This window comes from Thalassococcus lentus (assembly GCF_028023555.1).
Taxonomy (GTDB): Bacteria; Pseudomonadota; Alphaproteobacteria; order Rhodobacterales; family Rhodobacteraceae; genus Thalassococcus_A; species Thalassococcus_A lentus.
The window spans coordinates 651649-666085 of sequence record NZ_JAQIOY010000002.1 but is presented as its reverse complement, the minus strand read 5'-3'; the positions used below and the strand labels follow the sequence as shown (position 1 = coordinate 666085).

General features: G+C 60.4%; 14 protein-coding genes. 9 read left to right on the top strand and 5 right to left on the bottom strand.

The genetic code is table 11. The features are described from left to right. Positions 1-13 precede the first annotated feature (13 nt). Positions 14-751 carry a 3-oxoacyl-ACP reductase FabG gene (fabG, locus tag PFY00_RS08300; protein WP_271432068.1) on the top strand — a complete coding sequence of 246 codons (738 nt, stop codon included), beginning with the start codon at positions 14-16 and terminating at the stop codon, positions 749-751. Positions 752-970: 219 nt separating this feature from the next. Continuing rightward, a complete protein-coding gene (locus PFY00_RS08295) occupies positions 971-1204 on the top strand; it encodes an acyl carrier protein (protein WP_271432067.1) in 234 nt (77 codons plus the stop codon). A 208-nt stretch (positions 1205-1412) separates the two neighbouring features. Here the strand turns inward: PFY00_RS08295 and PFY00_RS08290 are convergent, their stop codons facing one another. Further along, complete coding sequence (locus PFY00_RS08290; RefSeq protein WP_271432066.1) at positions 1413-2147, bottom strand: glutamine amidotransferase; 735 nt, start codon at positions 2145-2147, stop codon at positions 1413-1415. Between the two features lie 125 nt (positions 2148-2272). Here PFY00_RS08290 and PFY00_RS08285 point away from each other — a divergent pair, with 125 nt between their 5' ends. After that, positions 2273-3022, top strand: a complete 750-nt coding sequence (locus PFY00_RS08285; protein ID WP_271432065.1) for a YebC/PmpR family DNA-binding transcriptional regulator — start codon at positions 2273-2275, stop codon at positions 3020-3022. 192 nt (positions 3023-3214) lie between these two features. Further along, positions 3215-5431: a DUF7779 domain-containing protein gene (locus PFY00_RS08280; RefSeq protein ID WP_271432064.1), complete on the top strand. Its 2217-nt coding sequence runs from the start codon at positions 3215-3217 to the stop codon at positions 5429-5431. Positions 5432-5531: 100 nt separating this feature from the next. Here the strand turns inward: PFY00_RS08280 and PFY00_RS08275 are convergent, their stop codons facing one another. Continuing rightward, a complete protein-coding gene (locus PFY00_RS08275) occupies positions 5532-6278 on the bottom strand; it encodes a sulfite exporter TauE/SafE family protein (RefSeq protein WP_271432063.1) in 747 nt (248 codons plus the stop codon). Between the two features lie 152 nt (positions 6279-6430). Here PFY00_RS08275 and PFY00_RS08270 point away from each other — a divergent pair, with 152 nt between their 5' ends. Beyond that, positions 6431-7174 carry a hypothetical protein gene (locus tag PFY00_RS08270; RefSeq protein WP_271432062.1) on the top strand — a complete coding sequence of 248 codons (744 nt, stop codon included), beginning with the start codon at positions 6431-6433 and terminating at the stop codon, positions 7172-7174. A 19-nt stretch (positions 7175-7193) separates the two neighbouring features. On the opposite strand, the gene PFY00_RS08265 is transcribed toward PFY00_RS08270, so the two are convergent. Next, positions 7194-8069, bottom strand: a complete 876-nt coding sequence (locus PFY00_RS08265) for a LysR family transcriptional regulator ArgP (protein WP_271432061.1) — start codon at positions 8067-8069, stop codon at positions 7194-7196. Between the two features lie 91 nt (positions 8070-8160). On the opposite strand from PFY00_RS08265, the gene PFY00_RS08260 reads away from it, so the two are divergent. Next, entirely contained in the window at positions 8161-8754 is a 594-nt protein-coding gene (locus PFY00_RS08260) for a LysE/ArgO family amino acid transporter (RefSeq protein ID WP_271432060.1), read from the top strand. Positions 8755-8766: 12 nt separating this feature from the next. Here the strand turns inward: PFY00_RS08260 and PFY00_RS08255 are convergent, their stop codons facing one another. Both PFY00_RS08255 and PFY00_RS08250 read right to left on the bottom strand, forming a co-directional pair. Continuing rightward, positions 8767-9459 (bottom strand): nitroreductase, encoded by a 693-nt coding sequence (locus tag PFY00_RS08255; protein ID WP_271432059.1) that lies wholly within the window; start codon positions 9457-9459, stop codon positions 8767-8769. Further along, positions 9456-10535 carry a CaiB/BaiF CoA transferase family protein gene (locus PFY00_RS08250; protein ID WP_271432058.1) on the bottom strand — a complete coding sequence of 360 codons (1080 nt, stop codon included), beginning with the start codon at positions 10533-10535 and terminating at the stop codon, positions 9456-9458. The genes PFY00_RS08255 and PFY00_RS08250 overlap by 4 nt, the downstream gene beginning before the upstream one ends. A gap of 125 nt (positions 10536-10660) precedes the next feature. On the opposite strand from PFY00_RS08250, the gene PFY00_RS08245 reads away from it, so the two are divergent. From PFY00_RS08245 to PFY00_RS08235, 3 genes are all read left to right on the top strand, one after another. Beyond that, positions 10661-13102 carry a ligase-associated DNA damage response DEXH box helicase gene (locus PFY00_RS08245; RefSeq protein WP_271432222.1) on the top strand — a complete coding sequence of 814 codons (2442 nt, stop codon included), beginning with the start codon at positions 10661-10663 and terminating at the stop codon, positions 13100-13102. An 83-nt stretch (positions 13103-13185) separates the two neighbouring features. Beyond that, the gene (locus PFY00_RS08240; protein ID WP_271432057.1) at positions 13186-14097 is read left to right on the top strand and encodes a DMT family transporter; all 912 of its coding nucleotides are present in this window, start codon (positions 13186-13188) and stop codon (positions 14095-14097) included. A 112-nt stretch (positions 14098-14209) separates the two neighbouring features. Beyond that, the gene (locus tag PFY00_RS08235) at positions 14210-14407 is read left to right on the top strand and encodes a hypothetical protein (protein ID WP_271432056.1); all 198 of its coding nucleotides are present in this window, start codon (positions 14210-14212) and stop codon (positions 14405-14407) included. Positions 14408-14437 lie beyond the last annotated feature (30 nt).

The window sequence follows — 14437 nt, the reverse complement described above, 5'->3', positions numbered from 1 at the left end:
AAAGGAGAGGGTCATGTTCGATCTGACAGGAAAGACAGCGCTGATCACAGGTGCTTCGGGTGGTATTGGCGGGGCCATTGCAAAGACGCTGCATAGCGCTGGTGCGACGGTCGGGCTCTCTGGGACGCGGGTTGAGCCGCTCGAAGCGTTGGCTGCCGAACTGGGGGAACGGGCGCATGTTCTCCCGTGCAATCTTTCGGATGCCGAGGCGGTGACTGCTCTGCCCAAACAAGCCGCTGAAGCCATGGGCGGGGTCGATATTCTGGTGAATAACGCGGGCATTACGCGCGATAACCTGTTCATGCGCATGTCAGAAGAAGAATGGTCTCAGGTGCTTGAGGTCAATCTGACCTCGACGTTCCGGCTGTGCAAAGGCGTGCTGCGCGGGATGATGAAGTCGCGTTGGGGCCGCATCGTCAACATTTCCTCTGTCGTTGGTGCGACAGGCAATCCGGGGCAGGGCAACTACGCAGCGGCCAAGGCCGGTATGGTTGGCATGTCGAAATCACTGGCCTACGAAGTGGCCAGCCGGGGCGTGACCGTCAATGCCGTGGCGCCGGGCTTTATCGAGACAGCCATGACCGACAAGCTGAATGATGACCAGAAGGGTGCAATTTTGGGCCAGATCCCTTCGGGGCGTATGGGCACACCCGAAGAGATCGCGGCAGCGGTCCTGTTCCTGTCCAGCGCCGAGGCTGGCTACCTGACGGGCACGACCTTGCACGTCAACGGCGGCATGGCCATGTTGTAGATCCGGGTCGTGGCCTTGCTGCGCAGCGGCGTGGGAAAGCATTTGCCATCCCCGCTGCCTGTGTTATAGGCCCCCCAGATTTGACCGGGCGGAAAGTGCCGCTGGGTCACGTCCGGGCGGCCGCCCGGGTCAAAGCCGCCCCGTCCGGGGCAAGCAATGCCACCCCGGAAGGGCAAAGGCGAACTGGGCATCTAGGCCCGCCAAAAGTGAGGAAAAGACATGAGCGACATCGCAGATCGCGTGAAAAAGATTGTGGTCGAGCACCTGAGCGTCGAAGAAGAAAAGGTTGCCCCTGAGGCGTCCTTTATCGACGATCTTGGCGCCGACAGCCTCGACACCGTCGAGCTGGTCATGGCCTTCGAAGAAGAGTTCGGCATCGAAATCCCCGATGACGCAGCCGAGACCATCCAGACTTTTGGCGATGCGGTAAAGTTCATCACCGAAGCGCAGTAAGCGTCAGGTCGAAAAGATTTTAAACGGCGTCCGCTTCGGGCGCCGTTTTTCTTTTGGTGGGCGGTATGCGTGTTGAGGGCAACGTGGAGCCGCTTTGTGTTCGGCGCGCCGTGCGGCACGCCGACCGACTGGGGGCCAGCCCCCAGACCCCCGGGATATTTTCAGCACAAAGAAACAAGGCAGCGCTGCTGGGATTGTATCTCGCTGCCTATTTATAGCGCTGCACAAAGGCCTGCAGTATTTTCTCCGGCCATCTCACGTCAGCAGCACGGCACATCTCGATCAGGCTTTGGGTTTCGCCAGGTTCGAAATACCCGCGATCCTTGTAGATGTTGATCCGGGTTTCGAAGCCGGCGGCGTCGGCTTCGGGGTGGAATTGCGTGGCATAAACGTTTTGGCCGTGGCGGATCATCTGCATTGGGCAGCGTTCGGATGACAGCAGCTGTACGGTATCATCGGGCAGATGCTGAAGCGCTTCTTTGTGGCCGACAAAGGCATCAAACTGTTCGGGCAGGTCCGACAACAGTGGGTCTTCGGTGCCGTCTTGCGTTTTAATGCAGGTTACAGCGCTGACCGGTTCGGAAAACCGTGCCTTGGACACATCTGCGCCGAGGTGATGTCCGAGGATCCCGATGCCATAGCAGCAGCCCATGAATGGAATGTCCTGTTCCGTAATCTCGGGCATGAGGGACAGACACGCCGCTTCAATGCGGGCCTCAATAGGGCTCTTGGCATCGGGCGCGTCTGACACGCAGCCCGGTCCACCCCCGACCATGACACCGGCATAGGTCTGGATGTCCAATCCGTCCGGCAGGGTTTCACGGTCGAGCCGGATGCGATGTACCTGCGTCTCCGTCAACCCGCCCTTGTCCAGAAAGGCCTGGTATTCGTCGTCGCTGGCCTCGGTTTCGGGGCGCAATTGAAGCAATAAAAAGCGTGCCATGGGCCGGGCTTATGAAATGCTGTGCGGTTTGCCAAGGCCCTGATGCCGGCTGGCCTTGGCAAGCCCGCCTGCCATGGGCTATGACGACACGCGACAAATCCAACAGACGCAAGAGGCAAGACGCCATGGCCGGCCATTCAAAATGGGCAAACATTCAGCACCGCAAGGGCCGTCAGGACAAGCTGCGGGCCAAAATCTTTTCCAAGCTTTCCAAAGAAATCACCATCGCAGCCAAGATGGGCGATCCTGATCCTGACAAGAACCCGCGCCTGCGCCTTGCGGTTAAGGAAGCCAAGGGGCAGTCCATGCCCAAGGACAACATCGAACGCGCCATCAAGAAGGCGGTTGGCGGTGAGGGCGAAGACTACGAAGAAATCCGCTACGAAGGCTATGGGCCCAATGGGGTCGCCGTCATCGTTGAGGCCATGACCGACAACCGCAACCGGACGGCTTCGACCGTGCGCAGCACCTTCACCAAGAATGGTGGCAATCTTGGCGAGACGGGCTCGGTCGGCTTCATGTTCGAGCGCAAGGGAGAGATCCTGTATCCGGCGAGTGTGGGCGACGCCGACACGGTCATGATGGCCGCCATCGAGGCGGGCGCCGAGGACGTGGAAAGCACCGAGGATGGGCATATCATTCTGTGCGAGGACACCGACCTGAACGAGGTGTCCACCGCGCTTGAGGCCGAGCTGGGGGAAAGCGAATCCACCAAGTTGATCTGGAAACCGACCACCACGACCGAACTGGATCTGGACGGAATGCAATCGCTGATGCGTCTGGTCGATGCGCTGGAAGACGACGATGACGTGCAGCGCGTGACCACCAACTTTGAGGCCTCGGACGAGGTAATGGCCCAACTCGAAGAGGCCTGACCCAAGCATGAACGCCGGGCCACTTTAGCCCGCTCTGAGACCCCGCCCAAGTGGCGGGGTTTTTGTTTGTACAGCTTTGGGTTGATGTGGTTTGGTGGGGTCGTCAGTTAATCAGTGTCTGGATCCAAAGTGGCGTCACGAAGTGAAGTAAACTCAGACCTCAGCACTCAGCTTTCCTTTCTTGAAAGCTTGGTGTCCGAATTCGCCAAGGCCCCCATCGCTTCGACAGCGGGCATTATTGCCATTGTCGCAGGTTGTTACGGATTGTTTCTTTGGAGTCGTGCCGTTCTGAACAAACGGCGCGCGCGTTCGATCCTTGAGGCCTTCAAACCAGAGGAGCTTGCCAATCGCCGAAAGGTTTTTGGCCGGGACATGGCGGTTGCTGAACTTCGTGCCGCATTGGTAAAAACAGGCAAAAGCGCGGTCGTACCGGTGCAGACCGGTATTGGAGGCGTCGGAAAGACGACCTTGGCCAAGCACTACGCTAAGGTCTACGTAGCAGAGTACGATCGCATCGAGTTTCTGCGCGCTTCCAGCGAACAGGAATTGATGGCTGATTTGGCTTCTTTGGCAAAACGGTTGCAACCTGAACTGGATGAATCTGCCGGAACCAAAGCGTTGGCGATACATGCGCGTGATTTGATTGCTGAACGTGCGGCAGGCAACACATGGCTTTTGATTTTTGACAATGTCGAAAAACCCCAGCTGATGCTGGATTGGATGATACGGGCGCGGCATTTGCATATGATCGTCACCAGCAGGTTTCCCGATTGGCAGGCTGACGGGTTCGAGGCAAAGCCGCTGGGCGTTTTGAGTGATAGCGCAGCCTTGGAACTACTACGGTCTGAAGCTGGGCGTGACGGCACTGGTTTTCCGAAACTGGTTCAAGATTTGGATCGATTGCCACTCGCCTTGGTCCACGCAGGTGAATGGCTGCGTACGCATCCGCAAAGGTCGGCCAGCGATTACCTGAAAAAAATTGATCATCTAAAAGAGCGCTTGGAAATTCCGGGCGTTAGCTCACAAGAAGATCGCACCACCGCAGCAGTGGTCGAACTGACCTTGCAAGGACTGGGCAAAGACGCCCGGGCATTGGCGAATGTCATGGCTTGGCTGGCACCGGATCGCATTGAGATGCGTCTATTTGGTGATCTTGTGGGGCTACCGTGGCTATCCAGATTCCAGCATCCCTTTGTTCGAACAATATCTAGACGAATTTGGAGGGTATCGCGGGACGAAATGCGGCTGCGGGCCGCGTTTTCCGAATTGCGGACATCGGCACTGCTGGAAGAGGATCCAGATCGCAAAGAATGGTTTCGCATGCATCGCGTGTTCCAGCAGGTAATTCGCGCCGAAGGGGCTGCAAACGGGCAGCCGAGTTTCAGCAAAGCGAATGGTGCGGCGGCGCTGCTGGCGGCGCAGTTTCCGGCAAAGGCCAGCCCGGTTGATGCATGGCCCATCTGCCGCGTGTTGGTGCCGCATGTGCAGGCGCTTTGGGCCGCGGCGGCACCGCTGTGGCAGGGCGATTGGGGCAAACCCGGCTGGGCGGCAATGGATTATTTGCTGGGCCAATCTGGGGTTTTTCTGTCCGTCCAACATGATCTGCCCGCGGCGATTGACGCGAAGCGCGGATCGCTGACGCTGAAAGAGGCGCGGCTGGGGGAGGAGGATCGGGAAATCCCAACGGCCCTTGGCAATCTGGCGCTGAATCTGGCCGATACCGGCGCATTTGCAGAGGCGCAGGATTATATCGACCGGGCCGTGGCGCTGGATGAGAAATACCGCACAGGGAAGGCCCGGGCGCACTTGGCCACACGTTACATGCAGCAGGCAAACCTTGGGTTTCGGCGGATAGAGGCCGGGGGGCAGGTGGCTGAAGGGGCCGAGGCCATGGCAGAGGGGGCCTTGGACAAGGCGCAAGAGATCTGGGCAGAGCTATCTGGCGAAGACAGCTCCGAGATGTCGAACTGGTGGAATGAATTGGGCTATCTGCACGGCTTGCAGGGGCGCAAGGGGGCGCAATTTCAGGCCTATGGCCGCGCGCTGCAGATCCTGCGCGCCCTGCCGCAGGCGGATCGCGGCGATCTGGCGACCTATGCCATGAATTATGGCGGCACGGCGCTGGAGCTGGGGCGGGCGGACGAGGCGCTGGGGGCTTTGCAGGAAGCTAATGAGATTCGCGTTGAGATTTTTGCCGAAGCGCCGAACCATCCGCATTTAAGACTTGCCGCCCTTTGGCTCACCGCCTGCCTGCTGGTGCTGGTGCGCAAGGGGCAGGATACGCGCGCGCAGGCCGAGGCGCTTTGTGTCAAGCATGGATTGGATTTTGCAGAACGGGAGGCGCGTGCCGCGCGGCTTCCGCTTGAACCCGTTCCCTTGGACGATGAACCACCCAACCCATCCGATTAAAGCGCCCCGCCTTAAACTTGGGGCACAAATACCCTGCCATGCCTTCGGCATTCTCGGGACATTCGTGCCACTTGATAGTTCAGGTTAAAGGCGGAACGCTTTAAACCAGCGCGCGGCGGATCAGGTTCAGACCCATGATCAGGAACATCCACAGGATCGCCTTGCGGAAGCCGTCGGGGCTCAGTTTGCCGCGCAGGCGTTCGCCGAGGGCAAAGCCGATCAGGCTGGGCACCACCATGGCCAGCGACAGCGGCGCGGTTGCGCCGTTCAGCAGCCCGGTTTGCCAAAATCCAATCGCCAGAGGCACGCCGCCGATCAGGATGAACCAGCCGGTTGCCCGCACAAATTCATCCGCATCCGTGCGCCGCGCCACCAGATAGGTCACGAAGGGCGGCGACCAGATGCTGGTGAACCCGCCCAGCACCCCGGCGCTCAGCCCTGCGGCGGTCTGCGCGATCCGGTCGTGGCGATCCGGTATTTGCGGTGGCCGGCCAATCAGGCTGGAGGCGGCGAATATGACGATGGCCACTCCGATGGCGACCAGCAGCGCCTCGCTGGATAGTCCGGCCGAAACCTGCGTGGTCAGCCAGAGCGAACAGGCCAGCGTGGCCATCAGGATCCAGTATTTGCGCACGGTCTGCCAGCCTGCCTTTTCACGGAAGACCTGCCAGATGTTCGACAGGATGATCGGAAAGACCACCAGCGCGATGGCGGTTTGCGGGGGCAGGAACTGGCTCATCAGGCCGACGGAAATCGTCGGCAGCCCGATGCCCAAGGTGCCTTTGACCGCCCCGGCAAAGAGGAACACGGCAAAGACCAGAACAAAGGCGTCGTCGATTGGGGGCAAAGCAATGCGCCTTCTGGTGGGGGGCGGGGCCTGATTGAGCGGGCAGGCTAGATCAGCCCGGCACGGATGTCACCCGGCTTGCGCGCCTTTGTGGCCGCTGGTGGGCCTTGCAGGCGCTGGCAGTGATCCCAGCAATGCGCTAGGACGGGCCAATGCTGCGGGCGGTTGTCATATTGGTGCTGGTCATCGGGCTCTCGATTGGCGCGACTTGGTACTTCGGGGCCGAGGTGCTGATCGCACTGGGGCTGATCGCGACGCAGATCAAGGTGCTGTTCAAAAAGCTGGCTATGATCGAATGGCCCGCCCTGATCCTCTGGCTCAAGACCCAGACAGCGGCTTTTTTTCGGGTTGAACTGCTCAAGAAATGGCTGATGAGCACGGCCATGCCGCTGGTTCTGGGGCGCACGGTGCTGCGGCGGATCAGTGCGGCACTGCGGGGGTATCTGTCGGGGGTCACACGGCGGTTCGAGTCCATGATGGAATGGTTTCGCGGGCTTGGCCCGATGGAAAAAGCTCTGGCCTGGGCCATCATCCTGTTTGCGACGCTGGGGCTTAGCGTGACGTCGCTGGGGCTATGGTTGGTGCTGTTTTCGGTGCAACTGCCGCTCTGGGTGGTTGCGGCGGCGGCCAGCTTTGGCAAGATGATCTGGACCAGTTTGCACAAATGGGCGTTCAAGGCGCTGGCGTTCTTTCAACTTGGGTGGCTGTGGCGCGGGATCCGGTGGTTTTTGCCGCGCCGCTGGCTTGATGCAAAGCGGCGCTGGGATTACCGGGTCGCGCGGGCTGTGATCCGGCGACGGCGTTTGACGATCCGGCAGGTTGCAGAGCGCAAGGATCGCCTGCCGTTTCGCATGGGAGTGATGGTCGAATACCTCTTTGGCGGCTCAAAGCCCTGAATGCCAAGCAGCCGGGGTGTCAGGGCTGTTCCAGCGCATCAGCAGCACTGCGCCGGATCGAACGGGTCAACGGCCCAAGCGCATCACGTAGCGAACTGCGCACCTGCCAGAACAACGGCACCTGTTCATCCGCGCCCGGTACCATGGGAATGAGATCCCCGTTTTCCAGCGGGGCTTGCACCAAGGGCCAAGGATTCAGCGACCAACCAAGCCCGTGGCAGGAGGCCGTGACAAAACCATGTGTTGAAGGCAGGTGGTGGGTTGGCGGTGACAATGATTTGCCAGCGATGCGGGCCAGCCAGCGGCGCTGCAGCCGGTCTTTGCCTGAGAAATCCAGCATCGGTGCTTTTGCCAGACTGGCGGCATCCACCCCTGCGCCAAAGTGTTGGTCACGAAAGGCCGGGGAACAGGTTGCGACATAGCGCAAGGTGCCGAGCGCAATGCAATCGCAGCCCTGAACGGCGCGCGCTGTGCTGGTGATGGCCGCGCTGACCGCACCTTCGCGCAGGGGCATATGCGAAACGGTTTCGTCTTCGACGAGGATGTCGAAAATAAGATTGGTCGCGGCAAGTGCGGGGATCGCCCATGTGTCCAGACTGTCTGCATTCAAGGCGATGCGCAGACGGGCCGGAACCGGGGCGCGCGCAAGTTCGGCATCCAGTTGCGCATCGAGCAGGGCGCGTTCCTGCGCGTGGCGTGCAAGTCGAAGCCCTTGATCGGTGCCACGGGCGGGCGTGCTGCGAATGATAAGGGGTGCGCCGACAGTGTCTTCCAGCGCGCGCACGCGCTGCGATATCGCGGATGCCGTTACGTTGAGTTCCGCCGCTGCGGCCTCGAAAGAACCGAGCCGCAAAACCGCTTCGATCGAAGCCAGCTGCGCACTGTCGAAGGGCATTAGAAATCCTTAGGTCTGTGAAGAAACTTTAATTCGTCTTTCATGATTAGAGCGTTTACGAGGTCAGTCCAAGGACAATCGAGAGGGCGTCATGATCGCGGCAGTTGCAGGTTTCACGTTGGGGTTTTCATTGATCCTCGCCATTGGCGCGCAGAACGCTTTTGTGCTTCGGCAAGGTTTGCGCCGATCCCATGTTCTGCCGGTGGTGCTGGTTTGTGCCATTTCGGATGCGTTGCTGATTGCGGCCGGGGTGGCCGGGTTCGGCGCGCTTGCCAATTCCGTGCCTTGGCTGGAACAGGCGATGCGGCTGTTCGGGGCTGCATTTCTGATCTGGTACGGTGCGCGCACGCTGCTGTCGGCATGGCGGGGCGGTCAGAGCATGCAACTGGGCCAAGAGGCCGGAAGCTTGCGGGGCGCAGTTCTGACCTGTCTGGCCCTGACATGGCTGAATCCGCACGTCTATCTGGATACCGTTGTGCTGCTTGGCTCGATCTCGGCGCAATATGACAATCGACTGGCCTTTGCGCTTGGTGCGATGACCGCTTCTTTTGTCTTCTTTTTCAGCCTTGGTTTCGGCGCGCGTGCGCTTGCGCCACTGTTTGCGAAGCCAAAGGCCTGGCAATGGCTGGATCTGTTGGTGGGACTGACCATGTGGGCCATCGCCCTCAAGCTGCTGTTGGGCTGACGCGGCGCTGGCCTATCGCCATTCCACGACCTGTTCCTGCGGTGCGCGGTTGGTGCGAAACGTATTGGCGGGGTGTTCCATATCCGGCCAGCCCAACGCAATGCCGCACAGCACATCACGGTCATCCGGAATGCTGAACCAGTCGCGCACAAAGGGTGCGAACCCTGCAACCGACGCCATCGCAATGCTGCCCAGACCGCGTGCAGTCAGCGCGCTGAGAACACCCGTGACAAAGGCCCCGCAATCGAGCACGCCATAGGACCCCAGCGCCTTGGGTGTCGTGATCAGCAGGAAGTTCGGCGCACCAAAGAGCCGGAAATTCTCGCGCATCTGGCGGGCCGACGCGGCCCGATCGCCCTTTTGCACGCCGACTGCATCATAAAGCTGCCAGCCGCAGGTGCTGCGGCGTTCCTTGTAGATGCCCTCGTAGCGGGCCGGAAAGGGAATGTCGCTGGCGTGGCTGGCACTCAGCGTGTGTTCAAAAAGGGCATCGGCAAACCGGCGCGTTTCTTCATGGCCGCATGCCACCACATGCCAAGGCTGGGAATTGCACCAAGAGGCCACATGCTGGGCATCGGCCAGTGCGGCTTCGATCAAGGCTGGATCGACGGCGCGATCCTGATAGGCCCGGCAAGAAAACCGGGTTTTCAGGATGGCACGCAGGGTTTCTTCGGCGTCGGAGGGAAGGGGTGCGTGTTCCGTCATAAAAGGCCTTTTTTCTGAAGTTCTTTTCGGATGGCTGGCCCGTCGCTGTCGCGTTCAGGAATCGGCCCGGGCGCGTGCATTTGTCCGTCAAAGCGCGGCGCTGGCATTGGCGCGCCCTGATCCCAGATGTTGCGCGCGGTGATGTGCGGGTCATGCTGTGCTTCGTGGGGCGACAACACCGGACCGAGGCAGGCATCGCTTTCGTGAAAAAGAGCGGTCCAGTGATCACGGGGTTTTTGCAGGAATATCTGGGTGAGCCTGCCAATCTGATCGGGCCACTGGCTTTGGTCGAACTGGTCTTTCAGGCCCGGATCGTCTGCCAGACCCATACGATCCAGAAACTGTGCATAGAATTTGGGCTCAAGGCATTGCAGCGACACGTGCCGCCCGTCTGCGCAGGTGTAGCACCGCGACCAATGCGGCCCATCCAGCAACGACGCGCCTCGCTGCGTGGTCGAAAATTGCTGCCCCATCGACAAAAGCAAGGCCATCATGTGGCTGGCGCCATCCACGATCGCGGCGTCTACGACGCAACCCTTGCCGGTGAATCGCGCGTTCAGGATTCCGCTCAGCATGCCAACAGCGAGGTACAGCGCCCCCGCACCGATATCGCCCAGCATGGTGGGGGGAACGGCGGGCGTTTCGCCGGGCAGGCCAGCATAGAACAGCGCCCCGGTTAAGCCCAGATAGTTGAGATCATGCCCCGCCTGCAGCGCACGCGGACCGGACTGGCCCCATCCGGTCATGCGCCCGTAGACAAGTGCCGGGTTCAGGCTCATCGCCTGTTCGGGGCCGAGCCCAAGGCGTTCCATAACGCCGGGCCGCAGACCTTCGGTCACCCCGTCGGCCGTTGCCATCAGCGCCTTTGCAACGGCGAGATCCTCGGGCGTCTTGAGATCAAGCGCGATTGACCGTTTGCCCCGGTCGAGCAGGTTTTGCGCGGCTTTGCCCGGTGTGTTCGAGGCAGTCTTGCGATGAACTGCGATGACCTCGGCGCCAAGATCGGCCAGCAACATGCCGGCAAAGGGGGCAGGGCCCAACGCTTCGAATTCGATGATGCGGATGCCATTTAACATGGTTTGATAGGACCCCATCACGACGATGATGAAAAGAGCAATTGCGCGGCATTCGTCCCAAGGTATTTACGCAAGGCAGCGGCATGGGTGTTTTTCTTTTGTTCTTGCTGCGTTATCTCTGGGGCATGGTGGATCTTCCGGCAGGATTGCAAAAATGGTTTGACGCGCGCGGCTGGTCGGTGCATCCGCATCAGCAGGCGATGCTGGAACAGGCGGGCGCGCCGGCTTTGTTGCTGGTGGCGCCGACCGGGGGCGGCAAGACGCTGGCCGGATTTCTGCCCAGCTTGTGCGCTTTGGCCGAAAACCCTGCCGGGGGTTTGCACACATTGTATGTCAGTCCGCTCAAGGCGCTGGCGGCAGATATCAAACGCAATCTGCTGATCCCGATCGAAGAAGCCGACTTGCCCATCCGGGTCGAGGACCGCACAGGCGATACATCTGCCAGCCGCAAGAAACGCCAGCGCGCCGATCCGCCCCATATCCTACTGACCACACCGGAAAGTCTGGCGCTGCTGACCTCATACGAGGATGCGCCTCGCATGTTTGCGGGTCTCAAACGGGTGATCGTCGATGAAATACATGCTTTGGCCGAGAGCAAGCGCGGCGATCAGCTGATGCTGGCGCTGGCGCGGCTGCAGCGTCTTTGTCCGGACATGAAACGGGTGGGACTGTCGGCCACGGTTGAAGATCCCGGCGCCATTGCCGGCTTGCTGGCGCGCTCTCCGGACCCCTGTCAGATCCTGCTGGCTGATCCTGGCCCTGAGCCGGACATCGCCATGCTACAAACCAATGAGCCGCCACCGTGGTCCGGAGGCGGCGCGGGCTATGCGATCGAGGCGGTTCTGGACCAAGTGCGCCAGCACCGCACGACACTGATCTTTCACAACACTCGGGCCCAGGCCGAAATCTTCTTTCATAAACTCTGGCTGGCGAATGAAGACGCGTTGCCCATCGGCATCCATCACGGCAGTCTGGACCGGGCGCAACGCGAAAAGGTCGAAGCGGCCATGGTGGCCGGGCAGTTGCGGGCCATCGTGTGCACCGGCAGTCTCGATCTGGGGATCGATTGGGGCGATGTTGATCTGGTGATACAGGTTGGCGCGCCAAAGAACGTCAAGCGGCTGGTTCAGCGCATTGGACGCGCCAATCACCGATACAACGCCCCCAGCAAGGCGCTGCTGGTCCCGGCGAACCGCTTTGAAGTGATCGAATGCATCGCTGCACTGGACGCGGTCAAGGCGCATGATCTGGATGGTGAGAGCCGTGGCCCCGGGCCGCGTGATGTCTTGTGCCAACACATACTGATCGCGGCCTGTGCTGCGCCCTTTGACGCCGACGAATTATTTGCCGAGATGACCAGCGCCGGAGCATATGCCGGGCTCAGCCGTGCGGCGTTTGATGCCTGCCTCGATTTCTGCGCGACCGGTGGATACGCCTTGCGCGCCTATGACCAGTGGCAGCGTCTTCAGCAGCGACCTGACGGACTTTGGCAGTTGCGCGACCCTCGTTCTGCAACCCGCATCCGGCAAAATCTGGGGACGATTCAGGATACCGATACGCTCAAGGTGCGCTGGCGTGGCAGGGGGGGCAAGCCGCTGGGCGAAGTGGAAGAAGGCTTTGCCGCATCCTTGACGCCCGGGGACACCTTTTTGATCGGTGGTCAGATCGTACGCTACGAGGGGCTGCGCGAGTTGACCGTCGAAGTGACGCGGGATCCGGGCCGCAAACCCAAGATCGCGACCTTCATGGGAACGAAATTTGCCACCTCGACTCAGCTAAGCACTCGCATCCTGCGCATGTTTCAAAAGGACGACTGGCCCGAACTGCCGGGCCATACAGCCGATTGGCTGCGATTGCAGCGCAGCGTCAGCCGCCTGCCTGAACCGGGCCGGTTGCTGGTCGAAACCTTCCCAAGGGATGGACGCGCGCAGATGGTTGTCTATGGGTTTGCCGGGCGCAACGCGATGCAGACGCTGGGCCTGTTGCTGACCAAGCGCATGGAAGAGATGGGGCTTGCCCCCATGGGTTTTGTGGCGACGGACTACGCGACCCTGATCTGGGGGCTGGATTCAGTGACGGACCCGGCACCGCTGTTTGATCTGCACGCACTTGAGGCCGGGCTGGATGGCTGGCTGGCGGGGAACGCAGTGATGAAGCGGACTTTTCGGGCCAGCGCGACCATCGCGGGTCTGATCGAACGTCAGGTAGGGGGGCAACGCAAGACCGGCAGGCAGGCCACCATGTCGTCGGATATCCTGTACGACACGCTGGCCAAATACGATCCCGATCACCTGCTGATGCAGATCACCCGCGAAGAGGCGATGCGCGGCTTGGTGGATTTTTCGCGAATCCGCGAGATGTGCGAACGGGTTCAGGGCCGGATTGATCACATCGAGACAGGCCGCGTAACACCACTGGCTGCGCCCTTGTTCCTTGAACCGGGCCGGGTTCCGGTCCGCGGGCAGGCCGATGAACGGTTGCTCGAAGAAGAGGTGACACGCTTGCTGGATGAATCGGGGCTCGCGCAGGTTTCCGTCACGCCCAAGCCCTGGCGCGTGCCTTACTGACAGGCGCCGCCAGCACGTGACAAATCGGACGCGCAGGCGTACTGTGTCTTGTCGCCGCGCTGAAAACCTCTAAGCCTTGGACCATGACAAACGCAGCCCATACCCCCGGCCTGAACCCGGGACGCGGCATCTTTTGGATGGCCGTGACCGGATTGTGTTTTGTCGCCGTCACGGCACTGGTGAAATTTCTTGGTCCCAGAATCCCGGCGGCAGAGCAGGCGTTCCTACGCTATTTGATGGGGTTGGTCTTCCTGATCCCCATGTGGGGTGCGATGCGCCAAACTGTACTGACACCGCGGCTATGGAAACTGTTCTGGCTGAGAGGGCTTGTTCACACTGGCGGCGTAGCCCTGTGGTTCTACGCGATGACACGCATTCCGATCGCAGAAGTCACGGCAATGAACTACCTGAACCCGGTCTATGTCACCATTCTGGCCGTGTTGTTTCTGGGTGAACGGCTGGCGGCGCGCCGGATCCTCGCAATCGCGGCCGCTTTTGTCGGCGCATTGTTGATCCTGAGGCCCGGCTTTCGCGAACTGGATCCCGGTCACGTGGCGATGCTGGCCACGGCCTTCTGCTTTGCGATGTCTTACTTGCTGGCCAAAATCTTTTCGGGCGAAGTGTCAGCGGCAGTGGTTGTTTCCATGCTTTCGGTGACCGTGACCATCGGTCTGGCGCCATTAGCACTTGCGGTCTGGGTTTGGCCGCAGCCGATGGAACTGGCGATTTTGTTTGCGGTCGCCTGTTTCGCAACGGCTGGACACTACACCATGACCTTGGCCTTTGCCGCAGCGCCCATAACGGTCACACAACCGGTCACGTTTTTGCAGCTTGTCTGGTCTGTTGCGCTCGGGGCCATGTTCTTTGCAGAGCCTGCCGACCCGTGGGTAATCGCCGGGGGTACACTGATTCTGGGTGCCGTGGTGTTCATCACTTGGCGCGAAGCAGTGCTGAAAAAGGCCGTAACGCCGGTCGTTTCCGAAACAAAGACCTGAATGTGGCGGGGATTGTCCCCAGATCGCGAAAACTCCCTGTTTCGATCAAAAAGCTGCCTCTTTTGTTAACCAGTCTCTCATCTGTGAGCGGATAAAGTTTATGGAGAGTAAGATGTTTACTGAGAGCAAAATGACCTACGATATGGCAGAAATCGAAGCGTTTCTGCGCGCAGAGCGAGGCAAGGTTTTGTCCGAGGCCGAATGGCGTTTCCGGATGCGTGGCTATGGCTACAACCTTCGTAGAACGGACACTGGTGTTGAGGTGGCTCGGCTGCCGCAGAACACAGTGCTTGGAACACTCAGCATCTGATCGCATCGCGTCGCGGTGACTGAGCGCGGG

Coding starts and splice junctions, on each gene's coding strand:
- PFY00_RS08295 (WP_271432067.1), top strand. CDS start 971: ATGAGCGACATCGCAGATCGCGTGAAAAAGATTGTGGTCGAGCACCTG.
- PFY00_RS08250 (WP_271432058.1), bottom strand. CDS start 10,535: ATGTTAAATGGCATCCGCATCATCGAATTCGAAGCGTTGGGCCCTGCC.
- PFY00_RS08235 (WP_271432056.1), top strand. CDS start 14,210: ATGTTTACTGAGAGCAAAATGACCTACGATATGGCAGAAATCGAAGCG.
- PFY00_RS08285 (WP_271432065.1), top strand. CDS start 2,273: ATGGCCGGCCATTCAAAATGGGCAAACATTCAGCACCGCAAGGGCCGT.
- PFY00_RS08240 (WP_271432057.1), top strand. CDS start 13,186: ATGACAAACGCAGCCCATACCCCCGGCCTGAACCCGGGACGCGGCATC.
- PFY00_RS08245 (WP_271432222.1), top strand. CDS start 10,661: ATGGTGGATCTTCCGGCAGGATTGCAAAAATGGTTTGACGCGCGCGGC.
- PFY00_RS08265 (WP_271432061.1), bottom strand. CDS start 8,069: ATGCCCTTCGACAGTGCGCAGCTGGCTTCGATCGAAGCGGTTTTGCGG.
- PFY00_RS08260 (WP_271432060.1), top strand. CDS start 8,161: ATGATCGCGGCAGTTGCAGGTTTCACGTTGGGGTTTTCATTGATCCTC.
- fabG (WP_271432068.1), top strand. CDS start 14: ATGTTCGATCTGACAGGAAAGACAGCGCTGATCACAGGTGCTTCGGGT.
- PFY00_RS08270 (WP_271432062.1), top strand. CDS start 6,431: ATGCTGCGGGCGGTTGTCATATTGGTGCTGGTCATCGGGCTCTCGATT.
- PFY00_RS08290 (WP_271432066.1), bottom strand. CDS start 2,147: ATGGCACGCTTTTTATTGCTTCAATTGCGCCCCGAAACCGAGGCCAGC.
- PFY00_RS08255 (WP_271432059.1), bottom strand. CDS start 9,459: ATGACGGAACACGCACCCCTTCCCTCCGACGCCGAAGAAACCCTGCGT.